Here is a 26,157-nt window from a genome sequence, read left to right on the forward strand (position 1 = left end):
CTTATTGACCTAACTTCAGGCGAGCAGTTTCGCCACTGGTGAAAGGAGCCAGGTCCACTGACTGACCGTTGTAGGTCACTTGTGCACCGCGGGCAAAGCCCAGGCGCAAGCTCAAGGGAGGCTTGCCGCTCACTTCAAGATTTTCGCCTTTGCGCTTCAAGCCGCCGAACAGCACTTTACCTGTGGCATCGGTGACTTGAGTCCAGCAATCAGCGGTGTATTGCACGCCAACGTTGCCAGCACCTGCGACGGCTGCCGGTGCCGCAGCTGTCGGTGCGGGCGTTGCAACTACGGGCGCCACAGCGACCGGCACCACGGGCGCCGGGACTGGAGCGGGCTGAACCACTGGCACGGGCGTTTCGGCAACAGCCGCTTGGGGGGCGGCAGGTAATGCCAAGGCGGTCGTAGCCGTCTGATCACCAGCAGGCGCAACAGGAGCAGCCGCTTCGCTTTCAGTTTTGGCTTCAGCCACGGCCTGATCTTCAGGCTCGTCCAGCGGATGGATCTGGGTCGTGCCGTCTGCCCCTTCCACTTCAACGTGTTCGGGCGTGAGGCCGATCAGGTCCTTGGCGCGCATGGACGTTTGGTCCTGCCACCAGATAAAGCCGCCGCCAATCACTGCCAACAACAGCAACAGGCTGACAATGCGCAAAATGGTGTGGGACACGCGCACCGGTTCTTCGATGCGGCCCAAACTGTGTACGTTGCTGCCGGACGAGTCAGTGCCGGTAAACAGATCAAACTCATGCACCAGGGCCGTCTGATCCATACCCAGCAGCTTGGCATAAGCGCGGATATAGCCACGGGCAAAGGTATGGCCTGGCAATTTGTCGAACGCGCCCGTCTCAAGATGACTCAAGGCACTGGCCGTGAGATTGAGCTTCAAGGCGACTTCAGCCAATGTCCATCCATTGTTTTCACGGCCCTGACGCAAGGTCTCACCGGGATTGACTCGAGTCGCTGCTAGAACTTCGGGTTGCGCCGCTTTCATCATTGCTCCGACAGGTATTGCTGATATTCCGGCGTGCCGGGATAAAGTCGTTTTAGTTGCTGGCCATGACTGGCTGGTGTGGCGCGATCATCGAACACAGCCGCCAGTCGCGCACCGAGCAATAGACTACGTGCATTTTGCCCACTAAGCAGGCTAAAACGATCGTAAAACTCGCGCGCGGGCACATATTGACGGTCCTGGTAGGACAACTCGGCCATTTCCAGCAGGGCTCGCGGTTGTTTGGGGTTCAGGCGCAATGCTTTTACAAGGTAACCGCGTGCTGTTTCAGGCAGCCCCAGCTTGAGCGCCGTTATACCCAAATTTTCGTAAACCCGGGAGCGTTCAGGATAAAGATTGTCAGCGGCGGCTTTGTGAAACAGCGTGTAGGCGTCTTGATAGCGTTGCTGTTCAAACAGCAAGCTGGCGTAGTTGTTGAGCGTGCGGGCATCGTGCGGGCGGGCAGCCAAGGCTTTTTGAAAGCTTTGCTCTGCCAGCTCAAACTCCATTTCGCGCTGAAACACTAAGGCCAGCGCTGCGTGGGTGTCCGGGGCGTCCTGATCCAGCTCAAGGGCCTTGCCCAAGGGAACTTTGGCCTGTTCGGCCATGCCCTGCTGCAAATAACCAAGCCCCAACTGAACATACGCCTGACGCGCTGCATCACGGCCTTTGTCGGTGCTCATCGGGTTTGATCCACCCGATGAAACGCAGCCAGCCAACACGCTGACTAACACCACACAAAGCGCTGCACGCAGGGTCATAGAGTGCCTCTCTCAGGGCTGGGCAGCAGCGTTTTGCACCGAAACGGCTTCAATCGATGCCAAGTGGCGCTCGTTGCGACGGGTACGGTCATTGACCTGCCCGACCAACTGCCCACAGGCCGCATCGATGTCTTCGCCACGTGTCGTGCGCACGGTCACGTTGTAACCGGCCTGTTGCAGCAGTTCCTGGAAACGGCGAATGGCATTGTTGCTCGGACGCTCATAACCGGAATGCGGAAACGGGTTGAACGGGATCAGGTTGATCTTGCACGGCGTGTCTTTGAGCAGTTCGATCATTTCACGCGCGTGGTCGACATGGTCGTTCACGTCTTTGAGCATGGTGTATTCAACAGTCAAAACGCGCTTCTCACCCAGGGTCGCCATGTAGCGACGGCAGGACTCAAGCAGCATTTTGAGCGGGTACTTCTTGTTGATCGGCACCAACTGACTGCGCAGCTCGTCATTGGGTGCGTGCAGCGACAACGCCAGCGACACATCGATGTGCTTGGCCAGCTCATCGATCATTGGCACCACACCCGAGGTCGACAAGGTTACGCGGCGCTTGGAGATGCCGTAGCCCAGGTCATCCATCATCAGATGCATGGCGGCGATGACGTTGTCGAAGTTCAGCAGCGGCTCACCCATGCCCATCATCACCACGTTGGTGATGGCACGGTCGACGGTTGCCGGGACGCTGCCAAAGGATTTGTTGGCAATCCACACCTGACCGATGACTTCGGCGGCGGTGAGGTTGCTATTGAAACCTTGCTTGCCGGTGGAGCAGAAACTGCAATCCAGGGCACAGCCAGCCTGGGACGAAACGCACAACGTGCCACGTTTGCCCTGGGGAATATAAACGGTCTCGACGCAGCTGCCGGACGCCACACGCACGACCCATTTACGGGTACCGTCGGTGGAAATGTCCTCGCTGACGACTTCAGGTCCACGAACCTCAGCAATAGCCTTGAGCTTGTCGCGCAAGGCCTTGCTGACGTTAGTCATGGCGTCGAAATCATCGACGCCAAAGTGGTGAATCCACTTCATGACCTGACCGGCACGGAAACGCTTCTCCCCGATTGAGTCGAAGAATTTCTCCATTTCCGGTTGGGTCAAACCCAACAGGTTGGTTTTGCCAGTCGTTGCAATCATGTCTTCACCCTCACTCACACGCCAATACTTAGCGAGTGGTTACTTCAGTTGCTGCGAAAAAGTACGAGATTTCACGAGCAGCAGCTGCTTCAGAGTCGGAACCGTGAACAGCGTTAGCGTCGATGGATTCAGCGAAATCAGCACGGATAGTGCCGGCAGCTGCTTCTTTAGGGTTGGTAGCGCCCATCAGTTCGCGGTTCAGAGCGATAGCGTTTTCGCCTTCCAGAACCTGAACAACAACAGGACCGGAGATCATGAAAGCAACCAGGTCGCCGAAGAAGCCACGAGCGCTGTGCTCAGCGTAGAAGCCTTCAGCTTCGGCTTTGGACAGTTGCTTCAATTTGGAAGCTACAACCTTCAGGCCGGCTTTTTCAAAACGAGTGGTGATCTCGCCAATAACGTTTTTTGCAACAGCGTCAGGCTTGATGATGGAGAAAGTGCGTTGAACAGCCATGGTGTAACTCCAGAAACAGTGATTTAAGCGAAAAATTAAACCCGCGAATTATACGCGGGTTCTGGGGCATTGCATAATTACGTCGATTACAAGCTTAGTCGGCTTCTTCGATCCACAAACCCTGAATGGCTTCGAGAACCTTCTCTCCCCCGCGATCAGGGATGTCATCGAACTCTGGTAGTGCCATCACCAGATTGCGCAGCGTGACGAAATTCACCGAGAGCGGATCTACATCCGGGTGAGTTTCAGCCAGCTGAATCGCGATTTCCTGCACATCAACCCACTTGAGGCTCATGACAATTCCTTATCAATGTGGCGCTTCGGCCGCATGGTTGAGCGAGTACTTCGGAATTTCGACCGTCAGGTCTTCAGTACCGACCTTGGCCTGACAGCTGAGGCGTGATTGCGCTTCAAGGCCCCACGCACGGTCAAGGTAGTCTTCTTCCAGCTCGTCAGCCTCTTCCAACGAATCGAAACCTTCGCGAATGATGCAGTGGCACGTGGTACAGGCGCAGACGCCGCCGCACGCGCTTTCAATTTCGATGTGATTGTCATGTGCCACTTCGAGAATCGACTTACCGGTCTCAGCCTCGACAACCATACCGTCCGGGCAATGCTCGGCGTGTGGCAGAAAAATGATCTGCGGCATCAGTTATTCCTCGATTTCATTCAGGTTGCGCCCCGCCAGAGCGGCCTTGACGGACAAGTCCATACGGCGGGCGGCAAAGGCATCGGTCACTTGAGACAGACGCTTGGTCTGCTGCTCGATGGCGTAACCATCGGTGCCTTTCAACAATTCGGACAATTCTTGCATTTGCAGCTCGATGACCATCCGCTCTTCGGCGTCCAGCAAACGATCACCGTCCACCTCAAGCGCCGCTTGCACAGCCTCGATCAGGCGTTGCGCATCGACTTGCTGCTCGCGCAACACGCGGGCCACTTTGTCGTCACCGGCGTACTGGAAAGAATCCTTGAGCATTTTGGCGATCTCGCCATCGGTCAGCCCGTAAGACGGCTTGACCTGAATGCTGGCTTCGACGCCAGAACCCAGCTCTCGCGCCGACACACTGAGCAAACCATCGGCATCCACCTGGAAGGTCACACGAATTTTAGCGGCACCTGCCACCATCGGCGGAATCCCGCGCAATTCAAAGCGCGCCAGAGAGCGACAGTCGCTGATCAGTTCGCGCTCACCTTGCAGCACATGAATCATCATGGCCGTCTGGCCATCTTTGTACGTGGTGAAATCCTGCGCCCGCGCAACCGGGATCGTGGTATTGCGCGCAATGACTTTTTCCATCAGCCCGCCCATGGTCTCAAGACCGAGCGACAGCGGAATCACGTCCAGCAACAACAACTCGCCACCCTCACGCTTGTTACCGGCCAGGGTATCGGCCTGGATCGCTGCACCAATGGCAACCACTTGATCCGGGTCGATATCCGTCAGCGGCTGGCGACCAAACATGTCCGCCACAGCTTCACGCACGCGCGGCACACGCGTCGAACCACCAACCATGACCACGGCTTGCACATCCTCAATCTCGATATTGGCGTCGCGCACAGCACGACGGCAAGCCTTGAGGCTGCGGGCAATCATGGGTTCGATCAACACCTCGAACGCTTCACGGGTCAACTCGGCGGACCATTGGCCAAAGGTGACGGTCACAGAGGAGGCGTTGGTCAGGGCTTCTTTGGCAGCACAGGCCGCTTGCAGCAATTGACGCTGGGTGCCCGGATCGAGATCAGCAGACAAACCCGCCTGCTCGATCATCCAACTGGCAATTGCATGATCGAAGTCGTCTCCGCCCAGCGCGCTGTCGCCGCCAGTGGCCAGGACTTCGAATACACCGCCAGTCAAACGCAGCACCGAAATATCGAAGGTCCCGCCACCCAAATCATAGATGGCAACAACGCCTTCAGCCGATTGATCCAGGCCGTAGGCAACCGCAGCAGCAGTCGGCTCATTGAGCAAACGCAACACGTTCAGACCGGCCAGTTTGGCCGCATCCTTGGTCGCCTGACGCTGAGCATCATCGAAGTAGGCCGGAACAGTGATCACCGCACCGACCAATTCGCCACCCAGGGTTTTTTCGGCGCGCTCGCGCAACACCTTCAAAATCTCGGCCGACACTTCTACCGGGCTTTTCGGGCCTTGCACCGTATCGATGAACGGCATGTGCGACTCGCCGCCGACAAAACGATAAGGCAATTGCTCGCCCAACTGCTTGACGTCGGACAAACCACGACCCATCAAGCGCTTGACCGACAATACGGTGTTGAACGGATCACTGGAGGCTGCCAGGCGCGCCGACTCACCGACTTCAACACGGTCAGCGTGATAGCGCACAGCGGATGGCAAAATGACATTGCCGCGCGCATCAGCCAGAGGCTCGGAGAGACCGCTGCGCAATGCAGCGACCAACGAATTGGTAGTGCCCAAGTCAATCCCCACAGCCAGACGACGCTGGTGCGGTTGAGGACTTTGGCCGGGTTCGGCGATCTGCAGTAGGGCCATCGTTATCAGGACTTATCTGTAATCAGGCGTGCAATCAGGAAAGCACGGAGTTAATCGTCGAGGCGCTCTTCTAACTGGCGCACTTCGTAATTGAGCTTGTCAAGGAACTGCATGCGCCGCATCAGGCGTTCTGCCTGTTCGCGTTGCGCTGCATCATCCCAACAAGCAGCGAAGCTGTTGTTCAGTGCTTGCTGAGCAACCTTGAGCCGACGCTTGAATGCTGCAATACCGGCCATATCGGCGCTGTCGTGCAGGTCTTCAAGCTCTTCGCGCCACTGCATCTGCTGCATCAGAAACTCAGGGTCATGCACCGTGACTTCCAGCGGCGTCTCATTGCCCTTGAGCGCAAGTAAATAGCGCGCGCGTTTAGAAGGGTTTTTGAGCGTCTGGTAAGCCTCATTGAGGCCGGCGGACTGTTCGAGCGCCAGACGCTGCTCACGCTCGGAAGCGTCAGCAAAGCGGTCCGGGTGAACACCACGCGCCAACTCTCGATAGCGCACAGCCAACTGGTCGAGATCCAGATTGAAGCCCGGCTGCAGTTCAAACAAAGCAAAATGACAAGGAGTACCCACGAGTAGCCTCAGATGTTGAAGCTTTCGCCGCAGCCACATTCACCGCGCACGTTAGGGTTATTGAACTTGAAGCCTTCGTTCAAACCTTCCTTGACGAAATCCAGCTCGGTGCCGTCCAGGTAGCTGAGGCTTTTTGGATCAATGATCACTTTTTCGCCATGGGTTTCGAACACTTTATCGTCTTCGCCCACTTCATCGACAAACTCCAGCACATAGGCAAGACCGGAACAGCCCGTGGTGCGAACACCCAGACGAATCCCCTCACCTTTGCCGCGCCCATCAAGGGAGCGGCGAATATGCTTGGCAGCCGCTTCTGTCATGCTGATAGCCATCGTGACTCCTTACCTGTTGCCGGTTTCTTCACCACACATGCGCCATATAAGGGCGCAATGGATCAGATCAAACCTTTCTTCTGCTTGTAATCGCGAACGGCCGCCTTGATGGCGTCTTCAGCGAGCACGGAGCAGTGAATTTTTACGGGTGGCAAAGCCAGCTCTTCAGCCAACTGGGTGTTTTTGATGGTCTCTGCTTCATCCAGAGTCTTGCCCTTCATCCACTCAGTTGCCAGGGAGCTGGAAGCGATTGCCGAACCGCAACCGTAGGTCTTGAACTTGGCATCTTCGATGATGCCCTGCTCGTTCACCTTGATTTGTAGGCGCATGACGTCGCCGCAAGCAGGGGCGCCGACCATGCCGGTACCTACATCTGGATCTTCCGCGTTCATCTTGCCGACGTTGCGCGGGTTCTCGTAGTGGTCAATGACCTTTTCGCTGTAAGCCATGGTACTTATCCTCACTCATCAGAGAGTCGCTCTTGAGACGCTGTAAAAGCGGCTATGCGCTGCGTTTACAGCAGCTATCTACGGCGACTTGAAATATCAGTGCGCCGCCCACTCGATTTTCGAGATGTCGACACCATCTTTGTACATGTCCCACAGCGGCGACAGGGCGCGCAGCTTGGTAACGGCCTCGCACACCTTCTGCGCGGCGTAGTCGATTTCTTCTTCGGTGGTGAAGCGACCGAACGTGAAGCGAATCGAACTGTGAGCCAGCTCATCGTTGCGGCCCAGGGCGCGCAATACGTAAGACGGCTCAAGGGATGCAGATGTGCAGGCCGAACCGGACGACACCGCCAGATCCTTGAGCGCCATGATCAGCGACTCGCCTTCAACGTAGTTGAAGCTCAGGTTCAGGTTGTGCGGGACGCGAGCAGTCATGCTGCCGTTGACGTACAGCTCTTCAAGGTGTTCAACCTGCTTGAAGAAACGGTCGCTCAAAGCTTTGATGCGCACGTTTTCAGCGGCCATTTCTTCTTTGGCAATCTGGAACGCCTCACCCATGCCCACGATCTGGTGGGTGGCCAGAGTGCCCGAACGCATGCCGCGCTCGTGACCGCCGCCGTGCATGGTTGCTTCGATACGCACACGAGGCTTGCGGCTCACGTACAGTGCGCCGATACCCTTCGGACCGTAGGTTTTATGTGCCGAGAAAGACATCAGGTCGACTTTCAGCTTGGCCAGGTCGATTTCAACCTTGCCCGTAGACTGAGCAGCATCCACATGAAACAACACGCCGCGCGAGCGCGTCAGCTCACCAATGGCAGCGATATCGTTAATGGTGCCGATCTCGTTGTTCACATGCATGATCGAAACCAGAATGGTGTCGTCGCGCATGGCGGCTTCAACCATCGCAGGTGTGACAAGACCGTCTTCACCTGGCTCGATGTAGGTCACTTCAAAGCCTTCTCGCTCCAGCTGACGCATGGTGTCGAGTACGGCTTTGTGTTCGATTTTGTCAGTGATCAGGTGCTTGCCTTTGGTCGCATAGAAATGCGCAGCGCCCTTGATGGCCAGGTTGTTGGCCTCGGTAGCGCCGGATGTCCAGACGATTTCACGCGGATCGGCATTGACCAGATCAGCAACCTGACGACGACCGTTTTCAACCGCTTCTTCGGCCTTCCAGCCAAATACGTGGGAGCGCGAAGCCGGGTTACCGAAGTTCCCGTCAACCAACAGGCAGTCGCTCATTTTTTGAGCAACACGCGGATCAACCGGGGTGGTGGCTGAGTAATCAAGGTAAATCGGCAATTTCATGGACTATCTCCTAAATCAGGCTGGCTGGCGCACCGTCGTTTTCATGCAATCAATCGACGGCGGACGCTTCGATCTTATCCAGGTGCGGCGCCTTGCCATTACAGCGGCGCAGATCCTGACGCTGGGCTACTTCTTGTACCTCACGGCGAGTGACAAGATCAGCCAAGCTGATACCGCTGAGAAACTCGTGTATTTGCAGGCTCAAGTCACACCACAGGTGATGGGTCAGGCACGTGTCACCGGCATGGCAATCGCCAAGGCCCTGGCAACGTGTGGCGTCGACGGACTCGTTTACCGCATCGATAACCTGGGCCACCTGAATACCTTGCATGTCGCGCGATAGCTGATAGCCACCACCAGGGCCGCGCACACTGGAAACCAGGCTGCTGCGGCGCAACTTTGCAAAGAGTTGCTCAAGGTAGGAAAGGGAAATGCCCTGGCGCTCGGAAATGTCGGCCAGGGACACCGGCCCGTGCTGTGCATGCAACGCCAAATCGAGCATTGCAGTGACGGCGTAACGGCCTTTTGTAGTCAGTCTCATGGACAGGTACCACGGAATTCGGAATGGGGGCGAGTATGCTATTCCCGACTATTTAAGTCAACTATTAGACCTAGTACTTTAGTCGGGATTACCCGCAAAACAGCGGCCGCATTGTAGCAGGGTCTGCAGCGTAATGGCACATGAGCACACAAGCGCGCTGTACGCATTCGCCGCCCAAGCCTGCGCAGCCATCCGCCGCCACCACAACCCTACCCCGGCTTCACTTCATCCTTGCCCTGCACACAGGCGAAATCCTCTTCACGCAACTGCGGCAAGTCCTTGGCGCAATACGGGCTACCAAGATCTTTGAGGGCACCACACATGCCATCCAGCTTGCCGTCGACCGCCTGCAAGTGATCCAGCAATTGAGCGATGGCACGCGCAACAGGGTCCGGCATGTCTTCACTGACACCGTAAGCATCAAAACCGATCTTTTCGGCCATTGCCTTGCGCTTGGCCTGCACCTCATCGTCATGCTTGATGATGATACGGCCCGGAATACCCACGACCGTCGCCCCCGCCGGTACTGCCTTGGTGACAACCGCATTGGAGCCGACCTTGGCTCCCGCACCCACGGTAAACGGGCCTAGCACTTTGGCTCCCGCCCCGACCACCACACCATCCTCAAGCGTGGGATGGCGCTTGCCTTTGTTCCACGTAGTGCCGCCCAGGGTTACGCCCTGATAAAGCGTCACGTCATCACCGATTTCAGCGGTTTCGCCAATCACAATCCCCATGCCGTGATCGATGAAGAAACGGCGACCGACCTTCGCCCCCGGATGAATTTCAATCCCGGTCAGCCAGCGTCCGAAGTTCGACACCAGCCGCGCCAGCCATTTCCAGTCCGCGCGCCACAACAACCCGGACAGGCGATGTATCCAGATGGCATGCATCCCCGGGTAGCAGGTCAGCACTTCAAAAGCATTGCGCGCCGCCGGATCACGATGAAACACACTCTGGATATCTTCACGCAGACGCTCGAACATCTTTAATCCTTGCGCTTGAGCAGCTCGCCACGGGCTGCCTTTTGGGTTTCAGTAAGAATGCCACGCAATATGTTCATTTCGGCACGACTCACCGAACTGCGGCCATACAGGCGACGCAGACGCGCCATCAGGTGGCGCGGTTTTTCAGGATCAAGAAACTCGATCGCGACCAACGTCTGCTCAAGATGCTCGTAAAAGCGCTCCAGCTCATCCATGGTCGCCAGCTCACCACTTTTGGTGGAAGCCACTTCATCTTTTTCCATTTTGCTCGGCTGCCCCTGAGCCGCCAGCCAGGACATACGGATCTCGTAACTCAGCACCTGCACTGCCGCACCCAGGTTCAGCGAGCTGAACTCAGGATCCGATGGAATGTGCACATGGAAGTGGCAGCGCTGCAACTCATCATTGGTCAGGCCCGAATCTTCACGACCAAACACCAGAGCAATCTCAGCGCCCTGCGTGGCATCTTCGACAACTTTTTGCCCGCACTCACGCGGATCGAGCAACGGCCATGGGATACGGCGATCGCGCGCACTGGTACCCAATACCAGATTGCACCCCACCAGAGCATCCTCCAGCGTGGCCACTACCTGTGCATTTTCGAGAATATCGCCCGCGCCCGACGCACGCGCATCGGCCTCGTGATGCGGGAACAGCCTCGGCTCAACCAGAACCAGTCGCGACAAGCCCATGTTTTTCATGGCACGCGCAGCACCACCGATGTTGCCGGGATGGCTGGTATTGACCAGAACGACACGAATATTTGACAGCAATGGGAGCGCTCACAGACCGTTAAAAGGGAGCAAATCTTACCTAAGCCCATCACCTTAAGCTACGAAAGCTAACGCAAACCTTCATATGCCAAACTTTTCTGCTAGAATGTTCGGCTTTCTTTAACGACCTAGGTGAAACGTCCATGCAGCCCATGCTGAATATCGCGCTGCGCGCCGCCCGCAGCGCCAGTGAATTGATTTTCCGCTCCATCGAGCGCCTGGATACCATCAAGGTTGACGAAAAAGACGCCAAGGATTACGTCTCTGAAGTCGATCGTGCTGCCGAGCAGAAAATCATCGACGCCTTGCGCAAGGCTTATCCGACACACGGCATTCTCGGTGAAGAAACCGGCCTGCACGCTGGCAGCGGCGAAGGCGCCGACTACCTGTGGATCATCGACCCACTGGATGGCACTACCAACTTCCTGCGTGGCGTTCCGCACTTCGCAGTCAGCATTGCCTGCAAATACCGTGGCCGCCTTGAGCACGCCGTCGTACTTGACCCGGTTCGCCAGGAAGAATTCACCGCCAGCCGTGGCCGTGGCGCCCAACTCAATGGTCGCCGCCTGCGCGTCAGCGGTCGCACCAGCCTTGAAGGCGCCCTGCTGGGTACCGGCTTCCCGTTCCGCGACAACCAAATGGACAACCTGGACAACTATCTGGGCATGTTCCGCAGTCTGGTCGGTCAAACCGCTGGTATCCGTCGTGCAGGCGCTGCCAGCCTGGACCTGGCCTATGTGGCCGCCGGTCGTTTCGACGCATTCTGGGAGTCGGGCTTGTCCGAATGGGACATGGCCGCAGGCGCACTGTTGATTCAAGAAGCAGGCGGCCTGGTCAGCGACTTCACCGGCAGCCACGACTTCCTTGAAAAAGGCCACATCGTTGCCGGCAACACCAAGTGCTTCAAAGCTGTGCTGACGGCTATTCAGCCGCACCTGCCTGCCTCGCTGAAACGCTAAGCGAAGCACGCAAACAAAAAAGCACCCCTCGGGGTGCTTTTTTTTGCCTCCTAAATCCGTAGCTGCCGCTGGCTGCGCGCTTTTGACAATAAAGCGGGCAAGCGGCGGCAGTTCCTAGACTCAACAGGCCAAATTTATTGCGGGCCCTGCCCAAGAATCAAATTGCCGTCTTTACCCACCGGGATTGAACTGCCCGGCTCGTGATCCATACGCACCTTGCCTTCCTTGCCATCCAGCGAATAACGCACGTCGTAACCGACCACTTTGTCACTGATGTCGTTAACGGTATTACAGCGCGTTTGCGTCGTGGTGTAGGTATCACGGTTCTGCATGCCTTCTTGCACCTTGTTACCGGCATAACCCCCGCCTACTGCACCCGCAACGGTCGCAATCTTCTTGCCGCTACCGCCACCGACCTGGTTACCCAAAAGACCACCCGCCACCGCACCAATCACGCTACCGACAATCTGGTGCTCATCCTTGACCGCCGCTCGACGTGTAACAGTCACGTCCTTGCACACTTCACGCGGCGTTTTAATCTGTTGCTTGACCGGCTGAACAGCCAGCACTTGCGCAGACTCCGGGGCTTTAACCAAGCTGTAAGTGGCAACAGCACCACCGGCAGTGACACCGACAGCACCCAAAACAGCACCTACCAGCAAAGATTTGTTCACGCGAACCTCCAGGCCATCCTACGTAGGAACAATCCCACGCTAATCCTAGCCTTGGAGCATAAAAAAAGGCGCGAGTTCAATACTCGCGCCTTTTAGGTGATCGCCAGAGATCAACTCACCGTCATGGACGGTCGTCGATTTCCTTTTCGCTCGCCGCAGGAGGAATCAGATCCTCGCTGTTGAGGTTCAGCCAGATCAGCACCACGTTGGCGATGTAGATCGAAGAGTAAGTACCCGCCAATACACCCACAAACAAGGCAATCGAGAAGCCCCACAGGTTGTCGCCACCAAAGATCAGCAGCGCTGCAATCGCCAGCAAGGTGGAGATCGACGTCGCCATGGTGCGCAGCAGGGTTTGCGTGGTCGAGATATTGATGTTCTCGATCAGGCTGGCCTTGCGCAGCACACGGAAGTTCTCTCGCACCCGGTCAAACACCACGATGGTGTCGTTAAGCGAGTAACCGATGATCGCCAGCACCGCCGCCAACACTGTCAGGTCGAAGGTGATCTGGAAGAACGACAGCACACCCATCGTCACGATCACATCGTGCACCAACGAAACAATGGCGCCGACCGCGAATTTCCACTGAAAGCGAAAAGCCAGGTAAAGCATGATGCCGCCCAGCGCCATCAGCATGCCGAGACCGCCCTGATCGCGCAGCTCTTCACCCACTTGCGGGCCTACGAACTCGACACGCTTGATAACGGCCGGGTTGGTGGTATCTGCCTGCCCCAGCGCAGCGGCCACCTTGTTGCCCAGCAACGGATCGTCGCCCGGCATACGCACCAGCAAGTCGGTCGTTGCGCCAAAGCTCTGCACCACTGCATCGTGGAAACCGGCCGAGGCCAGTTCGGTTCGCACCTTGGTTAAATCAGCCGGCTTCTCGTAGGTCAGCTCGATGAGCGTACCGCCGGTGAAGTCGAGGCCGTAGTTCATGCCCTTGTGAAACATGCTGAACAAGGCCAGCACGGTAAGCAGCACAGTGACGCCGAACGCAACGTTGCGAACGCCCATGAAGTTGATTGTACGTAACATGGCAGCCCCTTAAATCCACAACTTCTTGAAGTCCCGACCGCCGTAAACCAGGTTGACCATTGCGCGGGTCACCATGATGGCCGTGAACATCGAGGTAAAGATCCCCAGAGACATGGTCACCGCAAAGCCTTTGACCGGCCCGGTACCCATGGCAAACAGAATCCCGCCGACCAACAGGGTTGTCAGGTTGGAGTCGATAATCGCCGTGAATGCACGATTGAAGCCTTCATTGATCGCCCGCTGCGGTGTCATGCCATTGGCGATTTCCTCACGAATACGCGAGAAGATCAGCACGTTGGCGTCAACCGCCATACCCATCGTCAACACGATACCCGCGATACCCGGCAGGGTCAGGGTAGCGCCCAGCAACGACATCAGCGCCAGCAGCAAGACCATGTTGCCCGCCAACGCCACCGTCGCGATCACACCGAAGAAGCGGTAGATGGCGATGATGAAAATGGACACAAACAGCATACCCCACAGCGATGCATCAACACCTTTGGTGATGTTGTCAGCACCCAGGCTCGGACCAATGGTGCGCTCTTCCGCAAAGTACATCGGTGCCGCCAGACCACCGGCACGCAGCAGCAGTGCCAACTCGGACGCTTCACCCTGGCCATTGAGACCGGTAATCCGGAACTGGCTGCCCAGCGGCGACTGGATGGTCGCCAGGCTGATGATCTTTTTCTCTTCCTTGAAGGTCTGAACCGGCACTTCCTTCTCAACACCGTCAACCACTTGCTTGGTGTAGGTCGTCACCGGCTTCTGCTCGATGAAGATAACCGCCATGCTGCGACCGACGTTGCTGCGAGTGGAACGGCTCATCAACTCGCCACCATGACCATCAAGCTTGATGTTCACCTGTGGTCGGCCGTGCTCGTCAAAACCCGCTTGCGCATCGGTTACCTGATCACCCGTGATGATCAAGCCACGCTCGATTTGCGCGGAAGCGCGATTGCCTTCACGGAACTCGAACGTCTCGGAAGTGGCTTTGGATGCGCCCGGCTCTGCGGCCAGACGGAACTCAAGGTTGGCCGTCTTGCCCAGGATACGCTTGGCTTCGGCGGTGTCTTGCACGCCCGGCAGCTCAACCACGATGCGGTTGGCACCCTGACGCTGAACCAGAGGCTCGGCAACACCCAACTCGTTAACCCGGTTACGGACGGTTGTCAGGTTTTGCTTGATGGAATATTCACGGATTTCCGCCAGCTTGGCCGGGGTCATCGCCAGACGCAGCACCGGCTGACCGTTCAGATCCGCAGCGGCAATGTCGAAGTCATTGAAGTTCTTGCGAATCAGGCTACGCGCTTGCTCACGGGTTGCTTCATCAGCAAAACCCAACTGAATGGCACCATTGAGCTGCGGCAGACTGCGATAACGCAGCTTGTCTTTACGCAACAGGCTTTTGACGTCGCTTTCGTACACTTTCATGCGCGCGTCGACGGCCTTGTCCATGTCGACTTCCAGCAGGAAGTGCACACCACCCGACAAGTCCAGACCCAGCTTCATTGGGTGAGCACCCAGGTTACGCAGCCATTGTGGCGTGGTCTGAGCCAGGTTGAGTGCTACGACGTAGTCGTCACCCAAAGCCTTGCGCACCACGTCTTTTGCTGGCAACTGGTCGTCTTTGCTCGCCAGACGCAACAAACCGCCTTTGCCGTTGGCTGCCAACGTGGCGCCTTTCACAGCAATGCCGGCATCCTTGAGCGCTTTGCTCGCACGCTCCAGATCAGCGTCGGTCACTTGCAGTGCCGTGCTCGCGCCAGACACCTGAATAGCCGGATCATCCGGGTAGAGATTGGGAGCGGAATAAATAAAACCGATCGCCAGCACCGCCAGGATCAGTACGTATTTCCACAGAGGGTATTTGTTCAGCATCAATCACGCCGCCCGCTTAGAACGCGGGGCGCCTTGCGCGCCCCGTCGATTGTTAAAAGTTGAAACTTTAGATCGCTTTCAGCGTGCCTTTAGGCAACGTGGCGGCTACAGCGCCCTTCTGAATTTTCAGCTCGACAGTGTCAGACACTTCGATCACAACAAAAGCATCCGTCACTTTGGTGATTTTGCCGGCGATACCGCCAGTGGTTACAACTTCGTCGCCTTTTTGCAGGTTACCCAACAGGGCTTTCTGCTCTTTGGCGCGCTTGGCCTGTGGACGCCAGATCATCAGGTAGAAGATGACCAGGAAGCCGACCAGGAAAATCCACTCAAAACCAGTACCGGCTGGGCCAGCAGCAGGTGCAGCAGCGTCCGCGAAAGCGGGAGAGATGAAAAAGCTCATTAAGCACTCCAGTTGCAAAAAGTGTTTCTTAGGGTCCGAAAATCAGTCCAGGGGCGGTACAGGCAACCCGCGCTTGGCATAGAAGGCATCGACAAAGGCGGCCAATGTACCCTGTTGAATAGCCTCGCGCAAACCAGCCATGAGCACCTGATAGTGCCGCAAATTGTGGATGGTATTGAGCATGCTACCCAGCATTTCGCCGCACTTGTCCAGATGATGCAGATAAGCACGGGAGAAGTTCTGGCAGGTGTAGCAGTCGCAGGTCGGATCCAGCGGCGAATCATCATGGCGATGGAACGCATTGCGGATCTTGATCACACCGGTGTCGATGAACAGATGCCCATTGCGGGCATTACGGGTTGGCATCACGCAATCGAACATGTCCACACCGCGGCGCACACCCTCCACGAGATCTTCAGGTTTGCCAACCCCCATAAGGTAACGAGGTTTGTCAGCCGGCATCATGGCAGGCAGGTAATCCAGCACCTTGATCATTTCGTGCTTGGGCTCGCCTACCGACAAACCGCCGATGGCCAGGCCATCAAAGCCGATCTTGTTCAGACCTTCGAGCGAACGCTCGCGCAGGTTCTGGTGCATGCCGCCCTGGACGATCCCGAACAGGGCTGCGGTGTTATCGCCGTGAGCATTTTTAGAGCGCTGAGCCCAGCGCAACGACAGCTCCATAGACACCCGAGCCACGTCTTCGTCGGCCGGGTACGGGGTGCACTCGTCAAAAATCATGACCACGTCGGAGCCCAGATCGCGCTGAACCTGCATCGACTCTTCCGGGCCCATGAAGACTTTGGCGCCGTCTACGGGCGAGGCAAAGGTCACGCCCTCTTCTTTGATCTTGCGCATGGCCCCCAGGCTGAACACCTGAAAACCACCCGAGTCAGTCAGGATCGGACCTTGCCACTTCATGAAGTCGTGCAGGTCGCCGTGCTTTTTGATCACTTCAGTGCCAGGACGTAGCCACAGGTGAAAGGTGTTACCCAAAATCATCTGCGCGCCGGTATCGACGATATCGCGCGGCAACATGCCCTTGACCGTGCCGTAGGTACCCACCGGCATGAACGCCGGGGTTTCCACCACACCACGCGGGAAGGTCAGACGACCGCGACGAGCCTTGCCATCGGTGGCAAGTAACTCGAAAGACATACGACAGTTGCTCATGCTTGATCCTCTGGGGCCGGGGCAGGAGCCGTCGGCGCGGGATTGCGGGTGATGAACATTGCATCACCGTAACTAAAGAAGCGGTATCCATGCTCGACCGCAGCCTGGTAGGCCGCCATGGTTTCGGGATAACCGGCGAACGCCGAAACCAGCATCAGCAGCGTGGATTCTGGCAAATGGAAATTGGTCACCAGCGCATCGACCACATGAAACGGCCGGCCCGGGAAAATAAAGATATCGGTGTCACCACTGAACGGCTTGAGCACGCCATCACGCGCTGCGCTCTCCAGCGAACGCACGCTGGTGGTGCCCACGGCAATCACTCGCCCGCCCCGTGCACGGCACGCCGCCACGGCATCCACCACGTCCTGGCCCACTTCCAGCCATTCAGTGTGCATGTGGTGATCCTCAAGGCGCTCAACCCGTACCGGCTGGAACGTGCCCGCGCCCACATGCAGGGTCACGAACGCCGTTTCAACGCCTTTGGCGGCAATGGCCTGCATCAGCGGCTCATCAAAGTGCAGCCCGGCCGTTGGCGCAGCCACAGCACCCAGGCGCTGAGCGTAGACCGTTTGATAGCGTTCACGGTCCGAGCCTTCGTCCGGACGGTCGATGTACGGCGGCAGCGGCATGTGCCCGACACGGTCCAGCAAGGGCAACACTTCTTCAGCAAAGCCCAGCTCAAACAACGCATCGTGGCGCGCCAGCATCTGCGCTTCGCCACCGCCATCGATCAGGATCTTTGAACCTGGCTTTGGCGACTTGCTGGAGCGCACATGCGCTAGCACCCGATGACTGTCGAGCACGCGCTCAACCAGAATTTCCAGCTTGCCGCCCGAAGCCTTTTGGCCAAACAGGCGTGCCGGAATCACCCGGGTATTGTTAAACACCATCAAATCACCCGAACGCAAATGTTCAAGCAAATCAGTAAATTGACGATGTGCCAGCGCCCCGCTCTCCCCATCCAGGGTCAGCAGGCGACTGTTGCGGCGCTCCGCCAAAGGATGGCGTGCGATGAGCGAATCAGGGAGTTCGAAAGTAAAGTCAGCAACGCGCATGATAGGTTTCGTCTAGCAGGGCCGGGGAGTTTAACGGACTTAGTAAAAATAGACCAATAAGTTGTTGACCGACCTAAAACTCATCTCTATACTTCGCCGCCATTGAGCCCTGATGGCGGAATTGGTAGACGCGGCGGATTCAAAATCCGTTTTCGCAAGAAGTGGGAGTTCGAGTCTCCCTCGGGGCACCATCTTAAAAAAAGACCTTGAAATTCAAGGTCTTTTTTTTCGCCTGTCAAAAAGTGAATTCGCTTGCTTGGCACCCACTCACAGGAACCTATTGCATGGAATCGTCGCTGGAGGCAGTTGCGCTTTTCTCTCTCAAGCTGGTGCACGAGACGGACGGTCAAAGCCCGGTGCTGCGTGACGATTATGTGATGGCTGACTATCAACGCGAACTCTTTGCCTTGCTGGTGCGTAACGGCGATATCGCGGGCATTCAGCACAAAGTCGCCGAGTGCCTGAGGCAGGCGTTAAACGCGTTGGGCGGTGCCGAAAAGCCCTTGGGCCGCGAGCTGTACAAGCTGGCCTGTGCGTTCCAGCACGCGAAAACGCTGGCCCAACTGCACACCCCGCTGGAGCAGCTCAAAGACTACCTCAAAGACATTCAGTGATCGGTGTCCTGAAAGGTCGCGATATAGGCCAGCAGATCGTCGATCTTCTGCGGGTCGCTGATGCCCCAGAAAATCATGCGTGTACCGCTCACGACTTTTTTCGGCGCCTCGATGTAGGCGGCCAGCGTTTCGCGGCTCCAGACCACGCCTGAGTTCTTCATCGCGTCCGAGTATTGATAACCCGGCGTGACCCCGGCAGTGCGTCCGATCACGCCATTGAGCTGCGGACCGAAACCACCTCGCGCACCCGGCCCGATGCTGTGGCAGCCCCCGCAGGTTTTGGTGAACAACTTGGCCCCTGCGTCGGCATCACCCGCCGCCGCGGCCGCGGCACTGAAAATGCCGAGCGTGATGGTCAGGGCCAAAGTGGTGAAAGCCGATAGGTTCATGAGCGACTCCAGATCAGATGTTGCACACAATTTCAGCCGACGATTATGCCCGCCTCCTCGCCACGCCACCATTCACAGCTCACTCGCGCAACTCGCACCTGCACGTAACCAGAGATTGCAGTGGCCATCATCTCGCCGCTAATATTGAGAACTATTCGCACTCACCTCTGGAAAGCCGACCGGTGCAATCTCTCCCAACCAGCAAGCTGGGTTTCTTTTTCAGCGATCACCATCGCTGGCTGCTGCAACATATTCAGCGACGCTTACGCAACCATGCTGATGCGCAGGACACGGCGGCGGATACGTTTTGCCAGTTGCTGGCGGCCCAAGTCGACCCTGACACCATCGAGCAACCTCGTGCGTACCTGTCGACCATTGCGCGGCGGCTTATCTTCGATCGCCACCGGCGGCGCAAGCTGGAGTTGGCGTATCTGGAACGGCTGGCCCTATTGCCCGAAGCCGTGGCGCCCTCCCCCGAAGAGCAATGGCAACTGACAGAGGCACTAATCGCCATCGACCGCGCACTCGACGGCTTGCCCATGATCGTCAAGGCCACCTTCCTGTACAGCCAGCTCGATGGCTTGAGTTATGTGGCGATTGCACAAAAACTGGGCTTGTCGGATCGCACCGTCAGTCGCTACATGAAACAAGCCCTGCGCCAGTGTTACCTGAGCGATTCGGGCGTATGAGCAAGCCAGCGCTGGACCCTGTCGGCGAGCAGGCGATTGACTGGATGGTCAAGCTGCGCGCAGGCACGCCAAATGCTGCACTGCAAGCACGCTTTAACCAGTGGCTAAGCCAAGACCCGACCCACCAGCAAGCCTGGACGCTGCTGCACGATCGCCTGGGCGGCGCGTTCAACACCGTACGCGCACTGGATAAACGCGTACCCGGCCAGGCGGGCGAGGCGCGTCAGTTACTGCTGCAACCCCACGCCTCGCGCCGCGATGCTTTGCGCGTGATCGCGGGCCTGGGGTTGCTCGGTGGCGGGTTATGGCTGGGCGCCCGCAGCCCGGTGGGGGATTCGCTGCTGGCGGACCTGTCGACGGGCCATGCTCAGCGACAGGATTACACCCTCGCGGATGGCAGCCATCTGAGTCTCAATGCCAACAGCGCGGTCGACCTGCAATTCGATGCCACGCAAAGGCTGGTGATTCTGCGCCACGGCCAACTGGTGATCCAGGTTGCGCCTGATGTGCACCGCCCGTTGCGTGTGCGCACCGCGCAAGGCGAAATCCGCGCCCTGGGGACGCGCTTTCTGGTGGCCCAAGAGCCTGGCGCCAGCCGTGTGGTCGTGCTTGAGCACAGCATTGAAGCACGACTGTTCAACGGCACCGTGCTGAATGTGCAAGAAGGTCAGAGCGCGCTGCTCTACACCGACCGCATCAGTCGGCTACCCGGCGAACAACGCCAGCGTGCCGACTGGCAGAGCGGCCGGCTCAATGTGCTGGATGATTCGCTTGAATACGTGATCGATGCGCTGCGGCCCTATACCCGGGGTTATGTGCGCGTGGCGCCCGAGGTGCGCAACTTGCGCGTACAAGGCGTGTACCCGCTCAATGATCCGCAACGCGCCTTCACGGCACTGGCACACACCCTTGCGATCCGTGTGGACCATTACAGCCCGTGGCTGACAGTGATCAGCGCCAAATGAGCGGGCGATTTCTTTTTGAAAATTAATCTTATTTGTGTCCGGTTTTCATTTCTCATCCCACCTATCTCCTGACACTTGCACACGATCAGGAGAATGCCGTGCTCAATCCGTGGCCCCATGCCCTAACTGTCGCTGTTGCCCTGGCAACGCTGGCCAACTCAGCCGCGCTTCAGGCGCAAGACCTGAGCTTCAATCTCAAGTCTGGCCCGCTGGCCAATACGCTCAATGCCATCGCCAGCCAGAGCGGCAAGATCATCTCGCTGCAACCCACCCTCGTGCAGGGTAAACAGGCGCCAGCGGTAATGGGGCACATGTCTGCCGAACAGGCGATGAACACGGCGCTTAGCGGCAGCGGCCTGCAATTGCGCATTACAGAGCAAGGTGACTTCAGCGTCGAACCCGCCCCGCAAAACGGCGAGGCGCTGCAACTGGGCCTCACCCACATCGTCGAGCAACACCGCGACGCCACCACTGAAGGCTCCGGCTCTTACACCGCTCAGGCAGTGACCATCGGCAAGGGGTCCCACAGCCTCAAGGAGACCCCGCAATCAGTCACGGTCATCACCCGCAAAATGCTGGACGACCAGAACCTCAACACCATTGAGCAGGTGATGGAAAAAACACCCGGCATCACCGTGTACGACTCGCCCATGGGCGGCAAGTATTTCTATTCGCGCGGGTTTCGCATGACCGGGCAGTACCAATACGACGGTGTGCCATTGGACATCGGCAGCAGCTACGTGCAAGCCGACAGTTTCAACAGCGACATGGCCATCTATGACCGGGTGGAAGTGTTGCGTGGCGCCGCTGGCATGATGAAAGGCGCGGGCGGCACGGCAGGCGGGATCAACTTTGTGCGCAAACGTGGCGATTACACACCGCATACGCAACTGTCGCTCTCTGCGGGCACGTGGGACAACTACCGGGGCCAGGTCGACACTGGCGGCCCGTTGAACGAGTCTGGCACCGTGCGTGGCCGCGCCGTGGTCACGCAACAGACCCGCCAGTATTTTTATGACGTGGCCGCGCGCAAAGACCAGATCTACTACGGCGCTCTGGACTTCGACCTTAGCGCCGATACCACGCTGGGGCTGGGCCTGGCCTATGAAGACGTCGACGCCACACCCTGCTGGGGTGGGCTGCCGCGCTATGCCGATGGCAGCGACCTGAAACTCAAACGCTCCACTTGCCTGAATACCGCATGGAACAACCAGCGCAGCAAACGCACCACCGTGTTCGGTGACCTCAAGCACCAGCTCAATGACGACTGGGCACTGAAAGTCGCCGGGGTTTACTCCAAAAACACACAAAACATGGAGTACGCGTTCCCCAGCGGCTCGGTGCCCGTCGGCGCCACCGCCACTCACACCTTGATGCTGGGCAGCACGTATGACTACGACCAGGTCGATTACGGGTTCGATGCGTACGTAGACGGTAAATTTGATGCCTTCGGCCAACAGCACGAACTGATCGTGGGGGCCAATGCCAGCCGTTCCCACAAAGATGACTTCTACGCTGTGGCCGCGTTGCCTCAGCGTCAGAACGTACTCAACCCGGACCACCACTTGCCGCGCCCTGACGAAAGCTATTACTTGGCCAATGCCTCACGAGGCGGCCCGCTGGACATGCGTATCCAGCAATACGGCGCCTACTCCCTCACTCGACTGAAACTGGCCGACCCGCTGACGGTGGTGCTGGGCAGCCGCGTCAGTTGGTACTCCTCTGACAGCCATCAGATCTCGTACTGGCGCGGCGAGGGCACTCCTCTCAGTGCCAAGGCCAAAGAGACCGGGCAAGTCACCCCGTTTGCCGCCGTGCTGTTTGACCTCAATGACAACCTCACCACTTACGCCAGCTACACCGACATTTTCACCCCGCAAGGCGGTTATGCCACCTTTACAGGCACGACCCTCAAACCTCTGATCGGGCAAAGCTATGAACTGGGGATCAAAGGCGAATGGCTCGACGGGCGCCTGAACAGCTCGTTCAACCTGTTCCGCACGGTTCAAAAGGACGCCGCCCAAGACGACCCGCGGTGCCCGGACAGCAGTTGTTCGATCAACTCCGGCAAGGTCCGTGCTCAAGGTTTCGAGGCTGAAATCAGCGGTGAAGTCATCGACCGTCTGCAAGTGTTGGCCGGCTACACCTACACCCAGACCAAAGTGCTGGAGGACGCCAACCCTGAACAGGATGGCCTGGCCTACAACGCCTATGTGCCGCGCCACCTGCTACGCGTATGGGCCGATTACGCACTGTCGGGCGCGCTGGAGCGCGTGACCGTCGGCGCCGGGGTTAACGCTCAGAGCAGCAACTACCGCGTATCCCCTATCAGCGGCAACGACATCAGCCAAGCGGGTTATGCCGTGTGGAACGGGCGTATTGGCTATCGCATCGACGACACCTGGTCGGTGGCACTGAACGGCAACAACCTGCTCGACAAGCGCTATTACGCCACCGTGGGCACCGAAGGGTTTGGCAATTTCTACGGTGAACCGCGCAACCTCGTGATGTCGCTCAAGGCGGATTTTTAAACCCGGCGCCTCAGCGTCAAGCTGCTCTGGCCAGGTTAACGACACAGCCGTGTTGGGCCAACCCCGACCCAGCACGGTAATGCCCGCTTCCATGCCCCAAGGGCGCTGCCAATCAAACATCGGATCAAGCTCAAACTGGTGCAAACGCAAGGGTTCAGCACGCTATGCGAACACCTGCTCACTCAACAACACCCCGGCGATGACGATCATCACCGCCCCCGATACCTGACTCACTTTTTGCGCCGCGCCAGGGCGGGTCTGCAACACCGAGCGGGCTCCAAACCCGACCAGCAAGTACACCACTGCACAACTGAGGGCATGCAACCCACCCAACGCGACGATTTGCACCGGGATCGGCCATGTCGATAACGGATCGGTGAATTGCGGCAACAAGGCCAAAAACAACAAGAACACCTTCGGGTTCAACCCGCTGACGCACAACCCTTTCCAGGCCCAGCGCGACCACGTGTCAGACACCTGAACCCGACCCGACTCAGGCACCGCCGGGTTTCTGAGCATTCCCACCCCCAGCCACAGTAAGTACAGCGAACCGGCCACGGTCAGCCCCTTGAGAATCATCGGATTACTGGCCATCAACCCGCCGACACCCGCGGCCACTACCACCGTTGCCAGCAAATGCCCCGAAAGCAAGCCCGCCACGGCCGGCGTCACCCAGCGCCCACGCATGCCCGCTGAAATCGCATACGCCCAATCGGCACCGGGGGTGATGATGAACAAAAATGACACCGCCCAGAAAGCGGCCAGAACACTCAGAGTCACGGGATAAATACCTTCTTTCAGCGACACGTTATAAAAAATAAGCCGTGTTGCTCACACCGGCACAGGTGAAAGCAGCCAGTAGAAGATTAAGCAAATGCTGCTAGGATTATCTTTCGTTTATACCTGCCCAACCCCGCCTAATTAGAAGGTTCTTCCAAGTGGATCGAATTGATCGAAAGATTCTTGCTGAGCTGCACCATGACGGTCGGCTTTCTCTCACCGAGCTGGCCGAACGCGTGGGGCTGAGCCTGTCACCGTGCCATCGCCGGGTGCGGGCACTGGAGGAGTCCGGGGTGATTCTGGGCTATCGCGCGGTGCTGGCACCCAGTGAGCTGGGGCTGAATTTTTCGGCGATGGTGTTCGTGACCTTGCGCGAAGTCACGCGCCAGGCGGTTGCCGATTTTGAAGCAGCGCTGCCTGAGATCCCGCAGATCGTGGAGGCGCAACGATTGTTCGGGGACCCGGATTATTTGCTGCATGTCATCGCCAAGGACCTGCCCGCGTACCAGCAGCTCTACGATGAGCAACTGAGTGCGCTGCCTAACGTGCAGCGTCTGGTGTCAACGTTGGTGATGAAGCGGGTCATCCATGACCGCGTATTACCGCTTTAACCTATCGAGCAGCCGCCAAGGCTTGCGGGGAGAACAGGTCATCAATCGCAGCCAGGATGCAGGCCATTTCGCTGGGCGGCGTGGCGCCTTCAGGCATTGACTGCAACAGCCTGGTTTTCTTGCTCTGCCCCATTCGAGCCAGTTTTTGGTGCAGCGCCAGTAGTCGCTCTGGGGCCATGCGCTTGAAGGTGTTGAATGTCAGCTCTTGCAAGCAAGAACGCTTGAGCGCGAAGTTTTGGGCGTATGCCTCTATCGCCTCTGCACGAATCTCCCAGCCGGTGTTGGCATAGAACATTTGGCCATACAGGCTCTTGAGCATTTCTCTGGCATGCGCTGGCAAGGGTTCAAAACGCTGTGCTTTGTTCTGCGCCGGGAACACCGCATAGGTGGCGTACGTACTGCCCGAATACTCCTTGTCCAGGCTGACCTGCGCGTAAAAGCAGGCCACCAGGGCCAGCGCAAAAATAAACCTGTTGTCCGGGTTACGATGCGCAGAAGGGTCGATGGCTCCGCGCGTTTTCACATAGTGTTTTTGCACCTCTAAGGCGTGATACAGCGCCACCTCCAGGTTATGGCCTTTGAGCGGCGTGCCGAATCCGGGCTCATGCGCCAACACACCCTCATCGCCAAACCATGCTGTTAGTTCGTTTCTGAGGTCGTTGCAATTGCGCACTTCAGGGACTTCACACTTGCCATTGCGATTGAGCGCGTGCAGCAAGTCAGTACTGACCTTGGTGGCTTGATCGGCCAGCTCTGCGATACGCGCGGACTCAAGCAATGCCCGATTCCCTACCAAGTTGCACAGCAACTCCAGCGTGAGCTCACCGTCAGGTTTGTAGATCCCTTCGACTGATGACTCGGCGGGTTGCTGGCCCGCTTCATCGCGCTCATCGACCTGCCAAGGCAGCGGCTGCACACCCCACACGTACAGATGAGCATCGACCTTTTGCGCCGCCTTGTCGGCCAGCCAGCCTATCCAGTCGCACGGGATCGAATCACCGTCCGCAAAACCTTTTTCGCGCCGCAACCGGGCTTCACACACCGCGTATTCCCGGTAAAACAGCTGGTCCAAGGCATAAATACTGCGAGCCAAAGCCATGTCTTCCAGCACCGGCTGAGTCTCTGACTGAGGCTCGATCTGAGTCCACTCCAGCATGGCCGCATACTGCTGACGCACCTGCGCAGGCAGTATTTCTACTAATGCCTTGTGCACCGCTTTGCGATTTTCGAGTTGGTTCCAGGCATTCTCGTCCGCGGCGTCAGGCGCGGTGGTGCTCATGTATTTGAGCGACGCCTCTTTGAGCGGCGCTACATAAAAGAAGCCATCTTTGTGCTTCCAGTGCTCCAGAGGCAGACGCGACAAGGTATGCGCACGCCATTTTCGGGCGCTCTTGCCGTAGTCGACCACGCTCGTGGAAAAAGCCCCCAGCACATTTGAGGCCTCGAACAATGAGGTGCGGTTGATCAGCTCCTTGCTCTCCTGTAACGAGACCGTGAGCATGTCGGCCACGGTCGGGGCCAGGGAGTCACGGGTGCGGCTGTCTACTTTTTGAGTGTTGTTCATCT

General features: G+C 57.8%; 29 protein-coding genes and 1 tRNA gene. 7 read left to right on the forward strand and 23 right to left on the reverse strand.

Annotated features, from left to right (window positions below; all coding sequences use genetic code 11):
- Position 1 precedes the first annotated feature (1 nt).
- From AP059_RS19080 to trmJ, 14 genes are all read right to left on the reverse strand, one after another.
- On the reverse strand, positions 2 to 991 hold the full coding sequence (locus AP059_RS19080) for a RodZ domain-containing protein (RefSeq protein ID WP_059765009.1): 990 nt from the start codon (positions 989 to 991) through the stop codon (positions 2 to 4).
- Positions 991 to 1,749: a type IV pilus biogenesis/stability protein PilW gene (gene pilW, locus AP059_RS19085; protein ID WP_059765010.1), complete on the reverse strand. Its 759-nt coding sequence runs from the start codon at positions 1,747 to 1,749 to the stop codon at positions 991 to 993. The genes AP059_RS19080 and pilW overlap by 1 nt, the downstream gene beginning before the upstream one ends.
- Before the next feature lie 12 nt (positions 1,750 to 1,761).
- Positions 1,762 to 2,898: a 23S rRNA (adenine(2503)-C(2))-methyltransferase RlmN gene (gene rlmN / locus AP059_RS19090; RefSeq protein WP_048362607.1), complete on the reverse strand. Its 1,137-nt coding sequence runs from the start codon at positions 2,896 to 2,898 to the stop codon at positions 1,762 to 1,764.
- A gap of 28 nt (positions 2,899 to 2,926) precedes the next feature.
- Positions 2,927 to 3,352: a nucleoside-diphosphate kinase gene (gene ndk, locus AP059_RS19095; protein WP_003443361.1), complete on the reverse strand. Its 426-nt coding sequence runs from the start codon at positions 3,350 to 3,352 to the stop codon at positions 2,927 to 2,929.
- Between the two features lie 94 nt (positions 3,353 to 3,446).
- Positions 3,447 to 3,647: a Fe-S cluster assembly protein IscX gene (gene iscX, locus AP059_RS19100; RefSeq protein ID WP_059765012.1), complete on the reverse strand. Its 201-nt coding sequence runs from the start codon at positions 3,645 to 3,647 to the stop codon at positions 3,447 to 3,449.
- A gap of 12 nt (positions 3,648 to 3,659) precedes the next feature.
- On the reverse strand, positions 3,660 to 4,001 hold the full coding sequence (gene fdx / locus AP059_RS19105) for an ISC system 2Fe-2S type ferredoxin (RefSeq protein ID WP_048362606.1): 342 nt from the start codon (positions 3,999 to 4,001) through the stop codon (positions 3,660 to 3,662).
- Positions 4,002 to 4,004: 3 nt separating this feature from the next.
- Positions 4,005 to 5,867, reverse strand: coding sequence for a Fe-S protein assembly chaperone HscA (gene hscA, locus AP059_RS19110; protein ID WP_059765014.1), 1,863 nt, complete (start codon positions 5,865 to 5,867; stop codon positions 4,005 to 4,007).
- Positions 5,868 to 5,917: 50 nt separating this feature from the next.
- Positions 5,918 to 6,439: a co-chaperone HscB gene (hscB, locus tag AP059_RS19115; RefSeq protein WP_059765016.1), complete on the reverse strand. Its 522-nt coding sequence runs from the start codon at positions 6,437 to 6,439 to the stop codon at positions 5,918 to 5,920.
- A gap of 8 nt (positions 6,440 to 6,447) precedes the next feature.
- On the reverse strand, positions 6,448 to 6,771 hold the full coding sequence (gene iscA, locus AP059_RS19120; protein ID WP_059765018.1) for an iron-sulfur cluster assembly protein IscA: 324 nt from the start codon (positions 6,769 to 6,771) through the stop codon (positions 6,448 to 6,450).
- Between the two features lie 62 nt (positions 6,772 to 6,833).
- Positions 6,834 to 7,220 (reverse strand): Fe-S cluster assembly scaffold IscU, encoded by a 387-nt coding sequence (gene iscU, locus AP059_RS19125; RefSeq protein ID WP_007929523.1) that lies wholly within the window; start codon positions 7,218 to 7,220, stop codon positions 6,834 to 6,836.
- A gap of 96 nt (positions 7,221 to 7,316) precedes the next feature.
- The gene (locus AP059_RS19130; RefSeq protein ID WP_048362602.1) at positions 7,317 to 8,531 is read right to left on the reverse strand and encodes an IscS subfamily cysteine desulfurase; all 1,215 of its coding nucleotides are present in this window, start codon (positions 8,529 to 8,531) and stop codon (positions 7,317 to 7,319) included.
- Positions 8,532 to 8,580: 49 nt separating this feature from the next.
- Positions 8,581 to 9,072, reverse strand: coding sequence for a Fe-S cluster assembly transcriptional regulator IscR (gene iscR, locus AP059_RS19135; protein ID WP_048362601.1), 492 nt, complete (start codon positions 9,070 to 9,072; stop codon positions 8,581 to 8,583).
- A 209-nt stretch (positions 9,073 to 9,281) separates the two neighbouring features.
- Positions 9,282 to 10,058: a serine O-acetyltransferase gene (cysE, locus tag AP059_RS19140; RefSeq protein ID WP_059765020.1), complete on the reverse strand. Its 777-nt coding sequence runs from the start codon at positions 10,056 to 10,058 to the stop codon at positions 9,282 to 9,284.
- Between the two features lie 2 nt (positions 10,059 to 10,060).
- The gene (gene trmJ, locus AP059_RS19145; protein ID WP_059765022.1) at positions 10,061 to 10,831 is read right to left on the reverse strand and encodes a tRNA (cytosine(32)/uridine(32)-2'-O)-methyltransferase TrmJ; all 771 of its coding nucleotides are present in this window, start codon (positions 10,829 to 10,831) and stop codon (positions 10,061 to 10,063) included.
- A gap of 143 nt (positions 10,832 to 10,974) precedes the next feature.
- On the opposite strand from trmJ, the gene suhB reads away from it, so the two are divergent.
- On the forward strand, positions 10,975 to 11,790 hold the full coding sequence (gene suhB / locus AP059_RS19150; protein ID WP_047273836.1) for a type III secretion system regulator SuhB: 816 nt from the start codon (positions 10,975 to 10,977) through the stop codon (positions 11,788 to 11,790).
- A 134-nt stretch (positions 11,791 to 11,924) separates the two neighbouring features.
- Here suhB and AP059_RS19155 read toward each other — a convergent pair whose 3' ends face one another.
- The 6 genes from AP059_RS19155 to queA all read right to left on the reverse strand — a co-directional run bounded on the left by AP059_RS19155 (position 11,925) and on the right by queA (position 18,012).
- On the reverse strand, positions 11,925 to 12,464 hold the full coding sequence (locus AP059_RS19155; RefSeq protein ID WP_059765024.1) for a glycine zipper 2TM domain-containing protein: 540 nt from the start codon (positions 12,462 to 12,464) through the stop codon (positions 11,925 to 11,927).
- 121 nt (positions 12,465 to 12,585) lie between these two features.
- Positions 12,586 to 13,500 carry a protein translocase subunit SecF gene (secF, locus tag AP059_RS19160; RefSeq protein ID WP_059765026.1) on the reverse strand — a complete coding sequence of 305 codons (915 nt, stop codon included), beginning with the start codon at positions 13,498 to 13,500 and terminating at the stop codon, positions 12,586 to 12,588.
- A 9-nt stretch (positions 13,501 to 13,509) separates the two neighbouring features.
- On the reverse strand, positions 13,510 to 15,378 hold the full coding sequence (gene secD / locus AP059_RS19165) for a protein translocase subunit SecD (protein WP_048362596.1): 1,869 nt from the start codon (positions 15,376 to 15,378) through the stop codon (positions 13,510 to 13,512).
- A gap of 67 nt (positions 15,379 to 15,445) precedes the next feature.
- Positions 15,446 to 15,781 (reverse strand): preprotein translocase subunit YajC, encoded by a 336-nt coding sequence (gene yajC, locus AP059_RS19170; protein ID WP_047273832.1) that lies wholly within the window; start codon positions 15,779 to 15,781, stop codon positions 15,446 to 15,448.
- Positions 15,782 to 15,823: 42 nt separating this feature from the next.
- Positions 15,824 to 16,939 carry a tRNA guanosine(34) transglycosylase Tgt gene (gene tgt, locus AP059_RS19175; RefSeq protein ID WP_088500051.1) on the reverse strand — a complete coding sequence of 372 codons (1,116 nt, stop codon included), beginning with the start codon at positions 16,937 to 16,939 and terminating at the stop codon, positions 15,824 to 15,826.
- Positions 16,940 to 16,950: 11 nt separating this feature from the next.
- On the reverse strand, positions 16,951 to 18,012 hold the full coding sequence (queA, locus tag AP059_RS19180) for a tRNA preQ1(34) S-adenosylmethionine ribosyltransferase-isomerase QueA (RefSeq protein WP_048362594.1): 1,062 nt from the start codon (positions 18,010 to 18,012) through the stop codon (positions 16,951 to 16,953).
- A gap of 106 nt (positions 18,013 to 18,118) precedes the next feature.
- Here queA and AP059_RS19185 point away from each other — a divergent pair.
- Positions 18,119 to 18,203, forward strand: a tRNA-Leu gene (locus AP059_RS19185).
- Positions 18,204 to 18,296: 93 nt separating this feature from the next.
- A complete protein-coding gene (locus AP059_RS19190; RefSeq protein ID WP_059765029.1) occupies positions 18,297 to 18,626 on the forward strand; it encodes a hypothetical protein in 330 nt (109 codons plus the stop codon).
- On the opposite strand, the gene AP059_RS19195 is transcribed toward AP059_RS19190, so the two are convergent.
- Positions 18,620 to 19,015 carry a c-type cytochrome gene (locus AP059_RS19195; RefSeq protein WP_059765031.1) on the reverse strand — a complete coding sequence of 132 codons (396 nt, stop codon included), beginning with the start codon at positions 19,013 to 19,015 and terminating at the stop codon, positions 18,620 to 18,622. The genes AP059_RS19190 and AP059_RS19195 overlap by 7 nt on opposite strands.
- A gap of 182 nt (positions 19,016 to 19,197) precedes the next feature.
- Here AP059_RS19195 and AP059_RS19200 point away from each other — a divergent pair, with 182 nt between their 5' ends.
- The 3 genes from AP059_RS19200 to AP059_RS19210 all read left to right on the forward strand — a co-directional run bounded on the left by AP059_RS19200 (position 19,198) and on the right by AP059_RS19210 (position 23,200).
- A complete protein-coding gene (locus tag AP059_RS19200) occupies positions 19,198 to 19,704 on the forward strand; it encodes a sigma-70 family RNA polymerase sigma factor (RefSeq protein ID WP_059765034.1) in 507 nt (168 codons plus the stop codon).
- On the forward strand, positions 19,701 to 20,669 hold the full coding sequence (locus AP059_RS19205) for a FecR domain-containing protein (RefSeq protein WP_059765036.1): 969 nt from the start codon (positions 19,701 to 19,703) through the stop codon (positions 20,667 to 20,669). The genes AP059_RS19200 and AP059_RS19205 overlap by 4 nt, the downstream gene beginning before the upstream one ends.
- Positions 20,670 to 20,767: 98 nt before the next feature.
- A complete protein-coding gene (locus AP059_RS19210) occupies positions 20,768 to 23,200 on the forward strand; it encodes a TonB-dependent siderophore receptor (RefSeq protein WP_059765038.1) in 2,433 nt (810 codons plus the stop codon).
- A gap of 162 nt (positions 23,201 to 23,362) precedes the next feature.
- On the opposite strand, the gene AP059_RS19215 is transcribed toward AP059_RS19210, so the two are convergent.
- The gene (locus tag AP059_RS19215) at positions 23,363 to 23,980 is read right to left on the reverse strand and encodes a LysE family translocator (RefSeq protein ID WP_059765040.1); all 618 of its coding nucleotides are present in this window, start codon (positions 23,978 to 23,980) and stop codon (positions 23,363 to 23,365) included.
- 158 nt (positions 23,981 to 24,138) lie between these two features.
- Here AP059_RS19215 and AP059_RS19220 point away from each other — a divergent pair, with 158 nt between their 5' ends.
- Positions 24,139 to 24,591 carry an Lrp/AsnC family transcriptional regulator gene (locus AP059_RS19220; protein WP_059765042.1) on the forward strand — a complete coding sequence of 151 codons (453 nt, stop codon included), beginning with the start codon at positions 24,139 to 24,141 and terminating at the stop codon, positions 24,589 to 24,591.
- A 1-nt stretch (position 24,592) separates the two neighbouring features.
- On the opposite strand, the gene AP059_RS19225 is transcribed toward AP059_RS19220, so the two are convergent.
- A complete protein-coding gene (locus tag AP059_RS19225) occupies positions 24,593 to 26,155 on the reverse strand; it encodes a hypothetical protein (RefSeq protein WP_059765045.1) in 1,563 nt (520 codons plus the stop codon).
- Positions 26,156 to 26,157 lie beyond the last annotated feature (2 nt).

The sequence above is a fragment of the Pseudomonas sp. TAA207 genome (genome assembly GCF_001529285.1).
Classification (GTDB): domain Bacteria; phylum Pseudomonadota; class Gammaproteobacteria; order Pseudomonadales; family Pseudomonadaceae; genus Aquipseudomonas; species Aquipseudomonas weihenstephanensis.